A 14,970-nucleotide genomic window follows, 5' to 3' on the forward strand; every position below is an offset into this window, starting at 1 on the left:
AGATTATGGTAATTGAGACTAAAATGCGTAAACTAATGCCAATGAGAACTGAGAGGCAGATTTAGACGGGGTTAAATTACTTTTAGCAAACATTTCTGATGAACCATTGTCAAATCTTACTTCAGGAATAAAGGTTAAACCTCCTGCTTTAAAATTTCCGGACAAGGTAACTGCCGTTACCGACTCATCATCTGCACCGCCAGTGCCTTTCATGTTGAAATACTCACCTCTAAGACCAAGGCCAAAACCTGGAGTGAATGAATTCTGAAGATATAACGCTGCACCGCTGTAGGCACCTGCACCATCATTGTCAATAGAATAATCAGCTGCATTTAGACCTATTTTAAAGTTCTCCGTCACCTGGTAAGAAGTAGTTAAATCCAATACCGTTCCGGTACCCGGATCAAACTCTTTTTTTCCAGACAATACATTTAAATAAGCAGTCCAGCCTTCAACCGGGCTTAGCATCAATTGCGCGCCAATATGTGAAACACCATTGTTATCGCTGTAAACATTCCAGTCGTTAAACAAACCAACCATTAAGCTGGCTTTGCTTGAAAAAGCATAGGTTCCTTTAATACCCGCATTCTGGAAAGGTCCGTAGCTAAACAGATAAGAAGTAGAATAGTTGTAATTTCCTGTTGGGGCAATTACTTCATATCCAATAAATGTACCCATATAACCTGCGGTCATTGAAAATTTATCTGTGAATGCATAAGAAGCATATAGGTTTTGAATATGAAAACTATTATACCCGTCACCTTCTATATAGCCTCCATCCGAATTGGGAATGGACTGATACTGCCCTCTCGGGCCAAAAGACAACTCACCAACAAAAGAAGCTTTTCCGGTTGTTTTCTTTAACACAAGATCAATCATACCTAATGAAACAGAGTTGTGATCACTACCAAAGTAGGTTGGTATATTGGAACGTTTCTCAAAATCATATTTGTAGTAGGTATCTACTGAACCAGAGATCTGCAACGGTGCATCAGCAGTTTCCTGCGCATAACCCGCAGACCCGATTGCCAGGGATGCTAAGGTTAATAAGGATTTTAATTTCATAATTAGTTTGGTTTGAGGTTGATATTTAGATGGTTTATTTTTTAAGAAGGCGTATTTTCCATTTCCTGTCCCGTTGAAGCAACGATCAGTGTTCCCTGGAAGTATTTTTCGTTGTGCTGACTGGCATCCAGTCCTTCTTCTTCTTCTTCAGAGGTAACGCGGATTGGTTGAACCAGGTTAATGAATTTGAAGATGATGAATGATACAACAAAACTAAATACGACAACGATGACAACGCCTTTTAACTGCGTGATGAAGAAATCCGGATTTCCGTAGAACAAGCCATCAACACCTGCACCATTTACTGTTTTAGTAGCAAAGACACCGGTTAATAACATACCTACGATACCTCCAACACCATGACATGGAAAAACGTCTAAGGTATCATCAAGGCTTGTTTTTTGTTTCCATGCAACGGCCATATTGGAAATAACGGCAGCAAGTGCACCGATAAAGATACTTGAAGGAATACTTACGAAACCAGCGCCTGGTGTGATTGCTACCAATCCAACTACGGCACCAATACAGAATCCTAAAACCGAAGGCTTCTTACCTTTTGCCACATCAAAGAACATCCAGGATAAACCTGCCGCTCCGGCTGCTGTATTTGTTGTCAGGAAAGCCGATACGGCTAAGCTGTTTGCACCCAATGCAGACCCGGCGTTGAAGCCAAACCATCCAAACCAAAGTAAGCCTGTACCGATCAGTACGTAAGGAATGTTGGCAGGAGGTACTTCCTGATGGTCGGCATGGCTTTTTCTTCTTTTTAAAACCAATGCACCGGCTAAAGCAGCCATACCTGCAGAAATGTGTACTACCGTACCACCCGCAAAGTCAAGCACACCCATTTTAAACAGGATGCCATCCGGATGCCATGTCCAGTGTGCCAATGGAGAGTAAACCAATAAAGAGAACAATACAATAAATAAGATGTATGAGGTAAAACGGATACGTTCTGCAACAGCACCCACTACTAAACCCGGGGTAATGATGGCGAACATCAGTTGGAAAACTGCAAATAATGAAAGTGGAATAGTTGCAGCCAGGCTCCATGACGGACTGGAGTTTACACCCTGAAAGAAGAAGAACGTCTTAGGATTTCCAATGAACCCACCAATCGTATCTCCAAAAGCAAGACTGAAACTTACTACAACCCAAAGCACCGTAATTACACCTGCAGCAACCACACTTTTGATCATGGTTGATAATACGTTCTTACGATGAACCATTCCACCATAGAAAAATGCAAGTCCTGGTGTCATTAAAAATACAAGAGCAGCCGCAATTAATACAAATGCGATATCGGGTCCACTGTATTTTCCTTCGTCAAAATTAGGTGCCAAAGGAATAAATAGAGCTAGAACTGCAACTATTACTAAAATTGCAAATGGTCCCCACTGTTTAAATAGAATTTTTGCCATACGTTGTTAGATTTTACTTGTGATTATTTAAAATTTGTTTGTTTGTTTTCCTAAATCTAATAAATATTATCATGCTATTCTAATTTTTTCAAAACAATTTCACGAAATCGTTGTATAATTTCTCAATAAAATCATTAAAATCATAGAAAACTGGTAATTTTAGGTTATGTTTTTTATATAATTACAATATTTACACCCAAAACACCCCCTATTTTTAATAAATAAATAAAAATTACACAAAATCGATCAAGAAACAAGAATATAACAAGCCATCCATCGTCTGATTACTATCCGAACAGGAAACGATATTTATTTGCTTTTTGAGAGATACCAGATAAAAACCTTTGTATCTTTGATCTTTATGAGATCTTACCACCTTTCATTTAAGCAGCAATTGCCCATTTCTGTAACGGAGGCCTGGGATTTCTTCTCTTCTCCAATGAACCTGGCCAGGATTACCCCTAAAGAAATGGCCTTTACCGTAACTTCTGATCCGGCATTGCTGGAAACGATGTATGCCGGAATGATCATTACTTATAAGGTATCCCCATTATTGGGGATTAAGATAAACTGGATGACAGAAATTACCCAGGTTGAAGAAGAACAATATTTTATAGACGAACAAAGATTTGGCCCTTATAAGTTCTGGCACCACCAGCATCATTTTAAAGCGATAGCAGGAGGCACCGAAATGAGCGACATTCTTACGTATGGTTTACCTATGGGGATATTGGGAAATATAGCGAACAGCGTATTTGTAGCCAATAAGCTTCAGCAGATCTTTAATTTCAGAAAACAAAAGGTAGTTGAATTATTCGGCGATTACCCGGTACGCTGAGCCCTGCACAACTCCCCTGCGTTCAATTTCTTTATCGATATAGGTTTGGATCGCAGATTTGTTCAGTCCCCAGTTTGGTGCGATCAGCAAATCCCAATCGGAGATCCCAAATAAACGCTGGATCACGATATCTGGTCTTAACAATGGAATTAGTTTACACAATAGATCGGTATACTCTTCCAGTGAGAATAACTTGAAAGGTTCTTTTTTGAATTTAACACCCATGATCGAACCTTCAACGATATGAAGATGATGGAACTTCACAAATTTTATTTGAGGGAACCGGTTGATCTCATGGATATAACCGAGCATCATCTCTTCGGTTTCCCAGGGAAATCCAAAGATGGTATGCACACAAAGGTCCAGTTTGGAATGCTCCAGTAATTTAACGGCCTCCACAAATTCTCCGTGACTGCAACCCCTGTTGATCTGGTTTAAGGTTTCATCATAGATTGACTCCATTCCCATCTCTAAATCGACATCAAAACGATCTGCATAGCTTTCAAGCAAAGCGATCTTTTCAGCATCAATACAATCGGGGCGGGTTCCTACAGAGAACCCAACTACATCTTCCGGATTTATAGACAATGCTTCATCATACATCATTTTCAAATAATGCACAGGTGCGTAGGTATTGGTATTGGGCTGAAAATAAACGATGAACTTATCTGCTTTATAAAACCCTTTACCCCTTTCCATACCCTGTTCCAGCTGCTCTCTTATTGTAGGAAGTTTCCTGGAAAGCTCTGGCGTAAATGAATCTACATTACAATAGGTACAACCACCATAGCCTTTACTGCCATCACGGTTAGGGCAGGTAAAACCACCATCCACAATTACTTTAAACACCCGCTGTCCTTTATATTTTTCTTTAAGGTGTGTGCCGTAATTATTATATCCCTTGATGCCTAAGTCTAATAGAGTTCCCAATTGTTTTTTCTTGCAAAAATACAGCTTTTATTAACAATCGAAGTGCGCGGAGACAGAATTTAGTTCAATAAGTCAGGCACATATCTCAAAGAACCCCTTTTAAGCTGTTGTTAAAGCCGATTAAAAAACCATTATTAAGCACAGATCTTTAAAACGGCAAAACATCAATTGCTTTCTTTTGTTACTATTGTATAGCTTTATTGCTATCTTCAATTCCGATAATCAACAGCAACAATAAATGACAGATAAACCCTCTTTTTGGCAACGAATTGGCGTTCAGGATTGGTTTTTAACCAACAATGAAACTGCATCATCTGCTAAATCACAATCACTTACCCCAAATATTGTATTTAAGTACATCACCGATAAGTTTCAGGAGTCTATTTCAGAATTGTCATTTGCAGAGCGCATTGTATTCTATCACGAATACATCATTTGCCTGAATGCGGATGACTACCGTGAGTTTATGGACAATAAAAAAGGGATACTGGGTCTTATTGCCCAGGAATCGGTAAAGAATTTTTACGAAGTATTGAATAAAAAAGTTGCTGAAGGCAAGAAAGCTGAGCCTTCCAGTAATAAGTGGGTTTTCCGGTTTGTATCTCATCCGGATTATAAACCTGGCGACAAAGGTTTTATCGGGAAGCTGCTGCCGGACAGTCACCAGAAGGAAGAAAACTTAAGGGTTACCTTTATTCCGAGACAAACGGGACTTGCGCAAACATTTGACATCAACAATGACGTTCTTAAGGATTTTATCTTTTACAGTGAAGGCTATTATGAGATCCCTTATGTAAACACATTAAAAGCAGACACCGGACCTGCGCGTGCGGAAAATAGTTTATTGGCGCGGTTTGAGACCACAATACCTGATAAAGCCTATTCCGGGCAGAAAGTTGAGTTCTTAATGAAAACTGAAGAGATCATCGTTTCCGGAAATGAAGACACCAGGAATGAGCCTCATATTTTCAAGATCCCTTCGGAGTGGGTAAATACGCCTCATCTAAAGATCAGGTACAACAATGCTTCGGATAAATTTTACCTCGCTTCTTTCGGAGAAAAGACAATTGTAAATGAAAACCTGATTGAAAGAAGCGATCTCAATGCCCCGCAGTGGACCGAGCTTCCCATCAATTCCCGGATCATACTGAACGGGATCATCGGTGTTAACATTTTTAAATCTTAAATTATGTCACAAGCCTTGTCTGCAGCGTTATTCATATTCTGTGTGCTCTTATTAATTGCACATTTCAGGGACATCAAAAAATCGGCAAAATAGAATGAGCAAAAATTACTTTGGAATAACCGATACCGGAAAAGTAAGAAGCAATAATGAAGATACTTTTATTGCTCAGAAAACTACAGGCAGCCCATTGATCGTTGCTTGTGTAATTGATGGTGTTGGTGGCTATTCTGGTGGCGAAATTGCCGCAGAGATCGCCAGACATTCTATCCTGTTAAACTTAAGTGATCCTGATCCTGATCTTAGCGGCTTAATGAAAAAAGCCATTATAGATGCGAATGAGAAGATCATGACCGAGAAACAGCAAACTAAAGAATATGAAGGCATGGCTTGCGTACTTACGCTTGCCCTGGTAGACCTTCAAAAAAACCTGCTTCATTATGCCCATGTTGGCGATACCCGGCTGTATCTGTTAAGGGACAATTCCCTGGTAAAACTATCCAAAGACCAATCGTTTGTGGGTTTTATGGAAGATACCGGGCGGCTCACTGAAGATCAGGCCATGCGTCATCCCAAAAGAAATGAGATCAACAAAGCGCTTGGCTTTGGTGCAGACCTGGTGGCGCAGGATGATTATATTGAAATTGGACAATCTCCCTTTCTGCCTGGCGACGTTATCCTGCTTTGCAGCGATGGCCTGTCTGACATGGTGAACAAGAAAGAGATTACCGAAATATTGATCAGCGAGTCTGATCTTCCTGAAAAAGGGAAGCTGTTGATTGATGCTGCCAATAAAAATGGTGGTGCGGATAACATTACCGTTGTTCTGGTTAAAAATGACAACCGATCTGCCCTCCATGAAATTACAAGACCTGAACCTGTGATTAGTGTAGTTATTCCGGAATCCACCCCCGAAACCGTTTTGGAAGATAAATCTGGTCAGCCTGATGAACACGACAAGCCCAATAAGCCTGAACCAGAATTTAAGACATCTGTTCAGGAACGGCTGATGCCCGCAAGAAAGCCGAACATTGCCGTTCCCATCCTTTCTATATTATGCCTGATCTTTATTGCTACATCGGTATACTTATTTTGGTTTAACACCAACGGTACTTCAGCGAATTTAAAGCCTCAACACATCAGCCCTGCTAAAGACCGCAGAAATACCCAGGAAATAAAGCTCCAGGATACGCTCAACAAGCTATCGGGAAACACGCTGATCTTAACGGACTCCTTATTTAAGTCTCCCATTCTCCTTAGTGAATCTTTACTATTCAATAAAGATACGTTGTATATTAAAGCTGAAAAGAACATGGTGATCCGTGCGGACTCTTCATTTAAGGGAACTGCCATTGTGGTTAAGCCAATTGCCAGGCACGTCCAACTTAGAAATTTAACTTTTGAAAATTTCAAAACTGCTATTTCCCTTGACAATAACGCGCTGGTGTTAAAAGACGTAAAGTTTAACAACTGCTTTAACGCGGTACAAAGTAATTATATCCTTTCGCCGAATGTATTTATCAATGGGAAGATCTCCCGGATCAATTTCACAACAGATTCTATAAAACCCGCAGCCATTGACTAGTATGCCGAGAAAATCTGAACGACTGTTTATTTTAGGGATCTCCATTGTACTCGGCGCCTTATTTTACACGCTCTTTAATGCGCTTCAAAGTAATTTTAAGGAAGTAAGTACCCGAACCGGGAACGGCATCATGCTGAACCTCAATGACAAGGATCCGGGAAACCTTATGACCACGCTGCTGCAAAAAGGCTATTATTTTGAAGACCGGAAAGATATTGCATTGATTGCCAAAACTGTGACCAATGGCGTAAGATCTTTTGATGCCCCAATCGACAATATTGGTGAACTTAATAAGCGCAGGTTCTTTGTCAATGCAGATGAGGCTTACCTTACGGGTGGGAAAGATTTTAAGAAAAGGGTAACCGCTTCCCGTTCCTTATTGGGATATACGGGTGATGATGCGAATCGTTTTATACAGGAGGCCAAAAACCCGCCGCAGCTGCCTGCCGTCAAAGATCTTACCCTTGGCGAATATCGGATTACCGGTAAAATTATCAATGTGGATAAAGATCCTGTTGCTGGTGTTCTGGTTAGATTAACAATGATTCTTCCCCAGGATAGTGCCTACTCTGACAATCCGGAGCAGCTGAACCGCTCTATTCCCAGCACTTACGTACGAACTGATGCCAGCGGTTCTTTTGAGTTTAGGGGTCTTCCTAATGATAAAGCTTTTGAAATTTTACCCCTGCAGCCCGGATTTCAATTTGGGAGGTCGCAGGGCGTACAGGAATTAAAGGAAAATGCGGACTTTGTTTTTAAACAGGCACCACATACCATACGACTCTTTTCTGCTGGTGAATTTAAGATCCTTAAAAAGGAAAAATCATTGATCGTACGTACCCCTGATGAATACAATACCTGGTACTGGATCATTGTGGGATGTTTCTTTTTCGGATTTTTAGTGCTCCATCTTTTACTTTCTGTGAAGTTTCCACAGGCCGACCAGCTGATCGTACCGGTAATCATGATCATGACCGGATTGTCATTCATTACATTATTAAGTCTGCAGGACCCGCTCCGCGACAGGTTCCTGGCAAAGGATACCCTAATCTTTTTCGCTATTGGAATTCTTGGCATCTGCATGATACTGGGCTTTAAGCTGCGGAAATTCAATGTGGATTCCCGCTTTTACCGGATGTTCATTTTAAATACCCAGGGCAATAAAGCCAATGGCTGGCAATGGGCCGGCATGGCCCTGGCTTTGCTGGCTCTGACCATCGTATTTGGAAGCGGTCCGGAAGGAAGCGGGGTAAAAGTTAACTTGTTCGGCATTCAGCCCAGTGAAATTGTTAAATATGGCATCATTCTATTTCTGGCAGGTTTTTTTGCCAGCAATGAGAAGTTTATTACCGAATACCGAAGCTGGCAAAAGAGATGGTATTTCTTTTCTTTTGCCCTGGCTGCCATGCTCATCGCGATCCTGATGTACCTGGTGCTTGGTGATCTTGGTCCGGCGATGGTGGTGTGCTTTACCTTTATCATTCTTTTCTCTTTTTCGAGAGGTGATTTTAGCATGATGCTTCTGGCAATCATCGTTTATACGCTTACGGTATGGTTCTTAAATATCTGGCTGGCTTCATTAATTACTGCTGTGCTGGTTACGCTGGCCATGGTATTTAATCAAAAAAAGACCAGCGAATCTGCGATCATGGTTATTATGGTTATTGCCGGGTTCTTACTGATTGACCAGATCCCTTATCTGGACAAACTTATTCCAGGCCCCGTTAACCGGCTTTCTGAACGTAAATCGATCTGGCAGGATCCATGGAATAACGAAGTGTATGGTGGTGACCAGGTAGCCAATGGCATTTGGGCTATGGCCGGTGGCGGTGTTAGCGGCCAGGGTGTTGGAGAAGGCTTTGCCAAAACAATTCCTGAAGCCCATACCGATATGATCCTGCCTGCTATTGGTGAAGAATTTGGATGGACTGCCATTGTTGGTGTATTTATTCTTTTCCTGATCTTTTTAAACCGCTCCATTATTATTGGCCGGCAAACGGGAACACCGTTCTTATTCTACGTCTGTGCAGGTATTGGCATCAGTATGTTTGTTCAGTTCTTACTCATTGCCGGTGGCTCTACAGGTGCCCTGCCCTTATCTGGTGTGGCATTGCCATTTATCAGTTATGGAGGTTCTTCACTGGTGGCCAATTTTATAGCTGCAGGCTTCCTGCTTTCCGCATCTTTAGTTCGGGGAACGCCTGTTCAGATGGCCTTTATTACGAAACAGCAAGACAAAAACCTGGTACCAGCACTATTGTCTGCCAGCGTAGCCGTTATTCTGCTGGCCATTCCTGTTACCCGGTATATTCTGGACAATAAAAAATGGATTGTTCAGCCAGCCCTTGTGGCTGACCGGAGCGGGGCGCGTATGTTTAGCTATAACCCCAGGATCGCTATTTTAATGGACAGACTGGAAGCCGGGCAACTTTATGACAGGAACGGTCATATTTTAGCAACCAGCAATCCTGAGCTGATCCGAAAACAGCGGAAAGACCTGACGGCTGCCGGCATTACCTATAACCTGGACTCTGCTGTGCACAAGCGTGTAAACCGATATTACCCCTTTGAAGCGCAAACGTTTTTTTGGACAGGCGATGCAAACACCGGCGTGTTCAATGGCAGTACCAATGGCTATTTTGCAGAATATGAACATGCCGCAGAATTAAGGGGTTTTCATTCTCCGGTTACTTCCTTCAATACCAGGGCCACCAAATACAGGGAAGACCGCTTTCTGCCCCGCGGCGTAAAAGAAATGAATGTGAGCAGGCGGGACTATGCGGAACTTGCTCCTTTATTAATTGCCGGTATCAACAGCAGTGCCGTTGATGCGTTTAAAAAGAGAAACCGGAATGTGAAGCTAACCATTGATGCGCGGCTGCAAGCCTCCATTCAGCATTCGATGTCATTGGATGATTCTTTAAAGAAAAGCAGGGTTTCTGTGGTGATCATGGAAGATATAACCGGTGATGTGCTCAGTTCTGCCGTTTATCCCCTTCCTCCTGTTAAGGACTGGGACTTATTAAATATGACTACTGCTGAGCAAAACAAGCTCTCTGGCTGGTATACCAATGCCGACCTTGGGTTTACGTATGCCACACAACCCGGTTCAACTGCTAAAGTACTTACGGCCATGGCCGCCTTTAATAAGCTCGGTCTTGCCGCCACAGAGAAAACGTTTAATGTAACTACCAAAGAAAGGATCCGTACCAAAGGGATTGAGCCCGATGAGACTGGTAAGATCAGCCTGGAACGTGCCATTGTAAACTCAAACAATGTGTACTTTATTAAACTGGCCAATGAGGAGCATTTGGAAGAAAACATGGCTAATCTCTACTTAAAAACAGGGATGTTCTTACGTGGTGTTGGCGGTTATTATTTTGACCGCGACACCAATAACATTAAACAGGAAAATAAATGGCTCAGCTACTGGCGCAAAACAGAGTTTAATACGAAGCCCAAATATGACCCTTCAAATATCCGCCGGACCAGGGCAAAGGGTATTTCTGGAATGTCATGGGGACAGGGCGAACTTATTGCTACCCCTGCTTCTGTTGCCAGGCTGGCATCAGGCGTAGCCAACAAGGGAATCCTGGTACCAAACCGGTACGTTTTAAAGATCAGTGATTCGGCTACTGCCGTTAAACCGGGAATTAAACTGGCCAATGACCCTAAATATGCTGCCTTGCTGACCGATTATATGCTCAAACAAAGTGCGAATAAGTCATATACGCTTGGCTTAACCGTTGCCGGTAAAACCGGAACCCCGGAAAGGATCTGGAAACAGAACAGCATTAACGATGGCTGGTATGTATTCTTTGCGCCAAGGAGAACAGGAAAGGGCCATATTGTAGTTTGTATCCGAATTGAATCTACGAGGGGCTCCAGTAAGGCTGTGCTATTGGCCGGACAGCACGTTGTTCCTGCATTAAAGCAACTGGGATACATTAAGGACTTTAAAAAAGAGATTATTACATCACCTAAACAGTCTTCAACCCTTAATTTTTAAAATTGGACTGTTTATTGATTAACCATTAACTAAAAAAAAGCAGAAGTCATGTTTAACTTATTCAACAAGGATACCTCTGAAAAGCCGCAGGATGTAAAAGCCATCAGGGAAGCTTTGCTTGTTTTCATCAAACAGGAATTGCAGAAACTGGAAGGCGGTGAAGGAAATCACATTAAGGGTTTTCTTTTATACATTGCTTGTCCGCCGGTTGAAAGATATATGTACAATTCGGCAGTTTTTGCTGAAGAAGAGGATCGTTTCAAAAATGAGGTTCAGCGGATTGCTGATGATTTTGCCATTGATCTTCCTGAAAAGTGGACAATGGAAATTGTATTTGTTGAGGTATTGCCGGATGAAGCGATTAAAATGGCAAATCTGGATGCCGCCCTTTTTATTAAAACCCCGGAACATGCGGCAACTGTAAATAAATCCGGCACGGCCTATATTACCGTATTAAATGGAGAAGCGGAGCAAAAAGGATATGTGATCAAATCTGAAGATGGAAAGATCAATATTGGAAGAGATAAAAAAGCACAGGATGAGTCGGGTTTTTTCAGGATCAATGAAATTGCCTTTCCAAGTGAAAGCACAAACGAAGGCAACAAATACATTAGCAGGCAGCATGCCCATATTGAATGGAGCGATGAGCATGAGGCCTTTCAGCTGTTTGCCGATGATGGCGGTGTTCCTCCTCGCAATAAGGTAAAGATCCGGTCAGTAAATGACCACAACCCGGTTAAACTCACTTTTACTGAACTGGGCCATACATTGTATGAAGGCGATCAGATCATTCTGGGCGAATCTGCTGTTTTGGAATTCAGTTATCATTTAACGAAGTAACCTGAATGGCTAAAGTATTTACCATAACGGAAGGGCTTGAGAACATGGGTGCATTAAGTACCGGTGGACAAGGCTCTGTGTATAAAGGCAAAAGGATAGGCACCGTAATTTCTGCCGTAAAACTTTTACCTACACCCATCCACACAGAAGATGCATTTGATAAAAACTTCAGGGACTTCCAGAATGAGGTTGAAAAACTTAAAAAGGTAAATGAGGATCCAAACCCCCATGTGGTCAGGATCTTGAATTCTGGTTTAACAGAAAGCGGCAATTTTCCTTTTATTGAAATGGAGTTTATTGAAGGGCCTGATCTTGAGGAACTTTTAAAGGCGCCCCATCCACCGTTATTTACCATATCCGAAACCATTAAGCTGGCCAACCATTTGGCAAGTGCGTTATCACATTGCCATAAAGTAGGTGTTAAACATGGGGATATTAAAAGCAATAATGTAAAATTTAACCAGGCTACCGGCAACTATGTCCTTTTAGATTTCGGCCTTGCTGTGATGTCGGATGAACAGCGTCGTTCCAGTTTAAGACACGCTGGCGCTGTTGAATTCATGGCGCCTGAACAACATCATGGCGAAATGCGGTTTGAGACCGATCTGTATAGCTTTGGGATCATCCTGTATGAACTCTTGGCTGGAACTGTTCCGTTTCCTTTAATTAATAAATCTGAAATGTCCCGCAATATGGTGATGCTTTCTCATGTGGAAAAGCAGGTACCTGATTTGCTGGAACTTAGAAAGAACAGGCTTCCGGAACAATGGCCGGATAATAAAAAGGCGGATGAAATGCGGGTGCCTTCCTGGCTGATGCAGATCATTTACAAGTGCCTGGAAAAGGCACCTGAAGACCGTTTTGCCAATGGCATGGAACTTTACGAGGCACTTTCCAATCACAACGACGGTTTATTGAATAAAGAAGAGGTTGACAGATTGATCAGTGGCCTAAAAAGTGAAAATGAAAGACTGCAGCGCACCTTAGCAAAATATAAACAGGTAACTAAATCTAAAGCTATCCTAATTTCTGCGTTACTTTGTTTTGTTTTTCTGGGGGTTTATGGTATCAATTCTGTTTTTAATACCCGCGACTCCGGAAATGTGATAGCAGCAGACTCTACAGTAACCACTAAGGTTCCTGTAAAAAGCAATGCAAAGCGTACTCCGGATACAATAAAAAAGACTGCTCCGGTAAACAATAATCCGGTTGCACCGCAGAACAAGAAGACAAAGGATGGTTTGGAGAATGATGTGCCCTATTTTTAAAAGAAAAAAACACGATGAGTAAAGTATTTACCATAGCAGAAGGTTTAGAGAACATGGGGGCCTTGCGTACCGGCGGGCAGGGCTCTGTTTATAAAGGTAAACGAATGGGTGCCATTATTACCGCCGTAAAAATATTACCTACCCCCATCCACAATGAAAATACGGAGGATAAAAACTACAGGAATTTTATCAGCGAGGTACAGAAACTTAAAAAGGTCAATGAAATACCCAATCCCAATGTTGTTAAGATCTTAAATTCTGGTTTAACTGAAAGTGGTTCTTTTCCCTTTATAGAAATGGAATACATAGAAGGGCCAGATCTTGAAGATCTGTTAAAACCACCTCATAGCCCTGTATTTACCATTCGTGAGACGATCAAACTTGCGGAACAGCTTTCCAATGCACTTTGTCACTGCCATCGGGTTGGTGTTAAGCATGGCGATATAAAAAGCAATAATGTAAAGTTCAATACCGATACCGGTAATTATATTTTACTGGACTTTGGGTTAGCCATCATGTCTGATGAGCAGCGCCGAAGCAGCGTTCAGCATGCCGGAGCTGTAGAGTTTATGGCTCCTGAGCAGCATGATGGCGAGATGTTCTTTCAGACAGATGTATACAGCTTTGGTGTGGTCCTTTACGAGCTTCTTGCCGGAAGAGTCCCTTTTCCACTTAATACGAAAGGTGAAACTTCGCGAAATGCGGTGATGCTTTCGCACATAGAAAAACCGGTTCCTGATCTGTTAACACTTCGCAGGCACAATTTACCAGAGGATTGGGATGCTGATGTTCAAAGCAGGGAAATGAATGTTCCTGCCTGGCTGCTTGACCTGATTAAAAAATGTCTGGAAAAGAACCCTGAAAATAGATTTGAGAATGGTTCCCTGTTAAAAGATGCCATTACACATCACAATCATGCGGAACCAATCAGACAACAGACCATTACAGTTGTTCCTCCAAATCCTCCAGAGCAGACCGAAGTAACCGCAGATCAAACTGATGTAGTAAAGGTCTCGAAACCGATCTTCTCGATCATGATCCTGTTGCTGGTTGTGTTTGGTGCATTTTCTGCCTATTCTTTGTTCTTTGTGAACAATGACAACAAAAAGATCATCTATGAAGATACGGAGAACCTTCCATTAAAAGATACGCTTTCTGAGAACGCTGCTCAGTTTAAACCGGATACAGCCCAGGTTATTAAACCAGTGCCCACAGATACAGTAGCTCAACAGCAGGAAATTGACAGCTTGCAGCTGGAGTTTGAAGAACAGACCGGCCATCATGGGGTTAAACCTGCAGTACCTGCAAACCCAGCTAAAGATCCTTCTGCAGAGCCCGTGATCATCAGTAAAGGAAAAAAATACATGATCCCAAAAACGGCCACCTATTTTTATGATACGCCAAATCCTGATGCCACCAGGCATGGTGTTTTGGGCCTATGGGTAAACACGAAATTTACGGTAGTAGATGAACAGAATGGATTTATTTTGGTTACCCATACCAATAATGACGGGGAAATAACCCGGGGATGGCTGAGTAAAAATGACCTGAAAGAATTGCCTTAACACAGGTTTTTACTTTTTTTTTAAAAAAAAAGATAAAAAATAAAAACCTTTTTTAAACCTCAGGTGTTATTGCTATAGTTTGTTTGGTTTAGGTTGATCTGTGGTGGGTCAACTGTCTATAAAAACAGGGATAGCATTAAATGCTTATCCCTGTTTCTCTTTAAAGACTTTTCAGTTTCTTTATGTTCTTCTCAGTATCTAAAACAGTCTTGCAAAACTCATTGACAACAGTATGTCGCGATTGAATAAGCATGCTTTGGAATAAC

At 41.8% G+C, this 14,970-nt stretch carries 10 protein-coding genes; 7 read left to right on the top strand and 3 right to left on the bottom strand.

Annotation, left to right across the window (positions count from 1 at the left end):
• Positions 1–18: 18 nt before the first annotated feature.
• Positions 19–1,065: a porin gene (locus ATK78_RS16930; RefSeq protein ID WP_133577332.1), complete on the bottom strand. Its 1,047-nt coding sequence runs from the start codon at positions 1,063–1,065 to the stop codon at positions 19–21.
• Between the two features lie 41 nt (positions 1,066–1,106).
• The gene (locus ATK78_RS16935) at positions 1,107–2,486 is read right to left on the bottom strand and encodes an ammonium transporter (RefSeq protein ID WP_133577333.1); all 1,380 of its coding nucleotides are present in this window, start codon (positions 2,484–2,486) and stop codon (positions 1,107–1,109) included.
• A gap of 361 nt (positions 2,487–2,847) precedes the next feature.
• Between ATK78_RS16935 and ATK78_RS16940 the strand changes: the two genes are divergently transcribed.
• Complete coding sequence (locus tag ATK78_RS16940; RefSeq protein WP_133577334.1) at positions 2,848–3,324, top strand: SRPBCC family protein; 477 nt, start codon at positions 2,848–2,850, stop codon at positions 3,322–3,324.
• Here the strand turns inward: ATK78_RS16940 and ATK78_RS16945 are convergent.
• Entirely contained in the window at positions 3,298–4,254 is a 957-nt protein-coding gene (locus ATK78_RS16945) for a TIGR01212 family radical SAM protein (protein WP_133577335.1), read from the bottom strand. The two genes, ATK78_RS16940 and ATK78_RS16945, sit on opposite strands and share 27 nt — an antisense overlap.
• A gap of 238 nt (positions 4,255–4,492) precedes the next feature.
• On the opposite strand from ATK78_RS16945, the gene ATK78_RS16950 reads away from it, so the two are divergent.
• The 6 genes from ATK78_RS16950 to ATK78_RS16975 all read left to right on the top strand — a co-directional run bounded on the left by ATK78_RS16950 (position 4,493) and on the right by ATK78_RS16975 (position 14,704).
• On the top strand, positions 4,493–5,440 hold the full coding sequence (locus ATK78_RS16950; RefSeq protein ID WP_133577336.1) for a hypothetical protein: 948 nt from the start codon (positions 4,493–4,495) through the stop codon (positions 5,438–5,440).
• Positions 5,441–5,534: 94 nt separating this feature from the next.
• Positions 5,535–7,022 carry a protein phosphatase 2C domain-containing protein gene (locus ATK78_RS16955; protein WP_133577337.1) on the top strand — a complete coding sequence of 496 codons (1,488 nt, stop codon included), beginning with the start codon at positions 5,535–5,537 and terminating at the stop codon, positions 7,020–7,022.
• Between the two features lies 1 nt (position 7,023).
• A complete protein-coding gene (locus tag ATK78_RS16960) occupies positions 7,024–11,031 on the top strand; it encodes an FtsW/RodA/SpoVE family cell cycle protein (protein ID WP_133577338.1) in 4,008 nt (1,335 codons plus the stop codon).
• Positions 11,032–11,079: 48 nt separating this feature from the next.
• The gene (locus tag ATK78_RS16965) at positions 11,080–11,871 is read left to right on the top strand and encodes an FHA domain-containing protein (protein ID WP_133577339.1); all 792 of its coding nucleotides are present in this window, start codon (positions 11,080–11,082) and stop codon (positions 11,869–11,871) included.
• Between the two features lie 5 nt (positions 11,872–11,876).
• Entirely contained in the window at positions 11,877–13,139 is a 1,263-nt protein-coding gene (locus ATK78_RS16970; protein WP_133577340.1) for a serine/threonine-protein kinase, read from the top strand.
• 14 nt (positions 13,140–13,153) lie between these two features.
• Positions 13,154–14,704: a serine/threonine protein kinase gene (locus ATK78_RS16975; RefSeq protein ID WP_133577341.1), complete on the top strand. Its 1,551-nt coding sequence runs from the start codon at positions 13,154–13,156 to the stop codon at positions 14,702–14,704.
• Positions 14,705–14,970: the final 266 nt, after the last annotated feature.

It is taken from the genome of Pedobacter metabolipauper, from assembly GCF_004362715.1.
Taxonomy (GTDB): domain Bacteria; phylum Bacteroidota; class Bacteroidia; order Sphingobacteriales; family Sphingobacteriaceae; genus Pedobacter; species Pedobacter metabolipauper.

Excerpts from the sequence above, each read along its gene's own strand:
- ATK78_RS16930 (WP_133577332.1), bottom strand. The coding sequence starts at position 1,065 with ATGAAATTAAAATCCTTATTAACCTTAGCATCCCTGGCAATCGGGTCT.
- ATK78_RS16935 (WP_133577333.1), bottom strand. The coding sequence starts at position 2,486 with ATGGCAAAAATTCTATTTAAACAGTGGGGACCATTTGCAATTTTAGTA.
- ATK78_RS16940 (WP_133577334.1), top strand. The coding sequence starts at position 2,848 with ATGAGATCTTACCACCTTTCATTTAAGCAGCAATTGCCCATTTCTGTA.
- ATK78_RS16950 (WP_133577336.1), top strand. The coding sequence starts at position 4,493 with ATGACAGATAAACCCTCTTTTTGGCAACGAATTGGCGTTCAGGATTGG.
- ATK78_RS16955 (WP_133577337.1), top strand. The coding sequence starts at position 5,535 with ATGAGCAAAAATTACTTTGGAATAACCGATACCGGAAAAGTAAGAAGC.
- ATK78_RS16960 (WP_133577338.1), top strand. The coding sequence starts at position 7,024 with ATGCCGAGAAAATCTGAACGACTGTTTATTTTAGGGATCTCCATTGTA.
- ATK78_RS16965 (WP_133577339.1), top strand. The coding sequence starts at position 11,080 with ATGTTTAACTTATTCAACAAGGATACCTCTGAAAAGCCGCAGGATGTA.
- ATK78_RS16970 (WP_133577340.1), top strand. The coding sequence starts at position 11,877 with ATGGCTAAAGTATTTACCATAACGGAAGGGCTTGAGAACATGGGTGCA.
- ATK78_RS16975 (WP_133577341.1), top strand. The coding sequence starts at position 13,154 with ATGAGTAAAGTATTTACCATAGCAGAAGGTTTAGAGAACATGGGGGCC.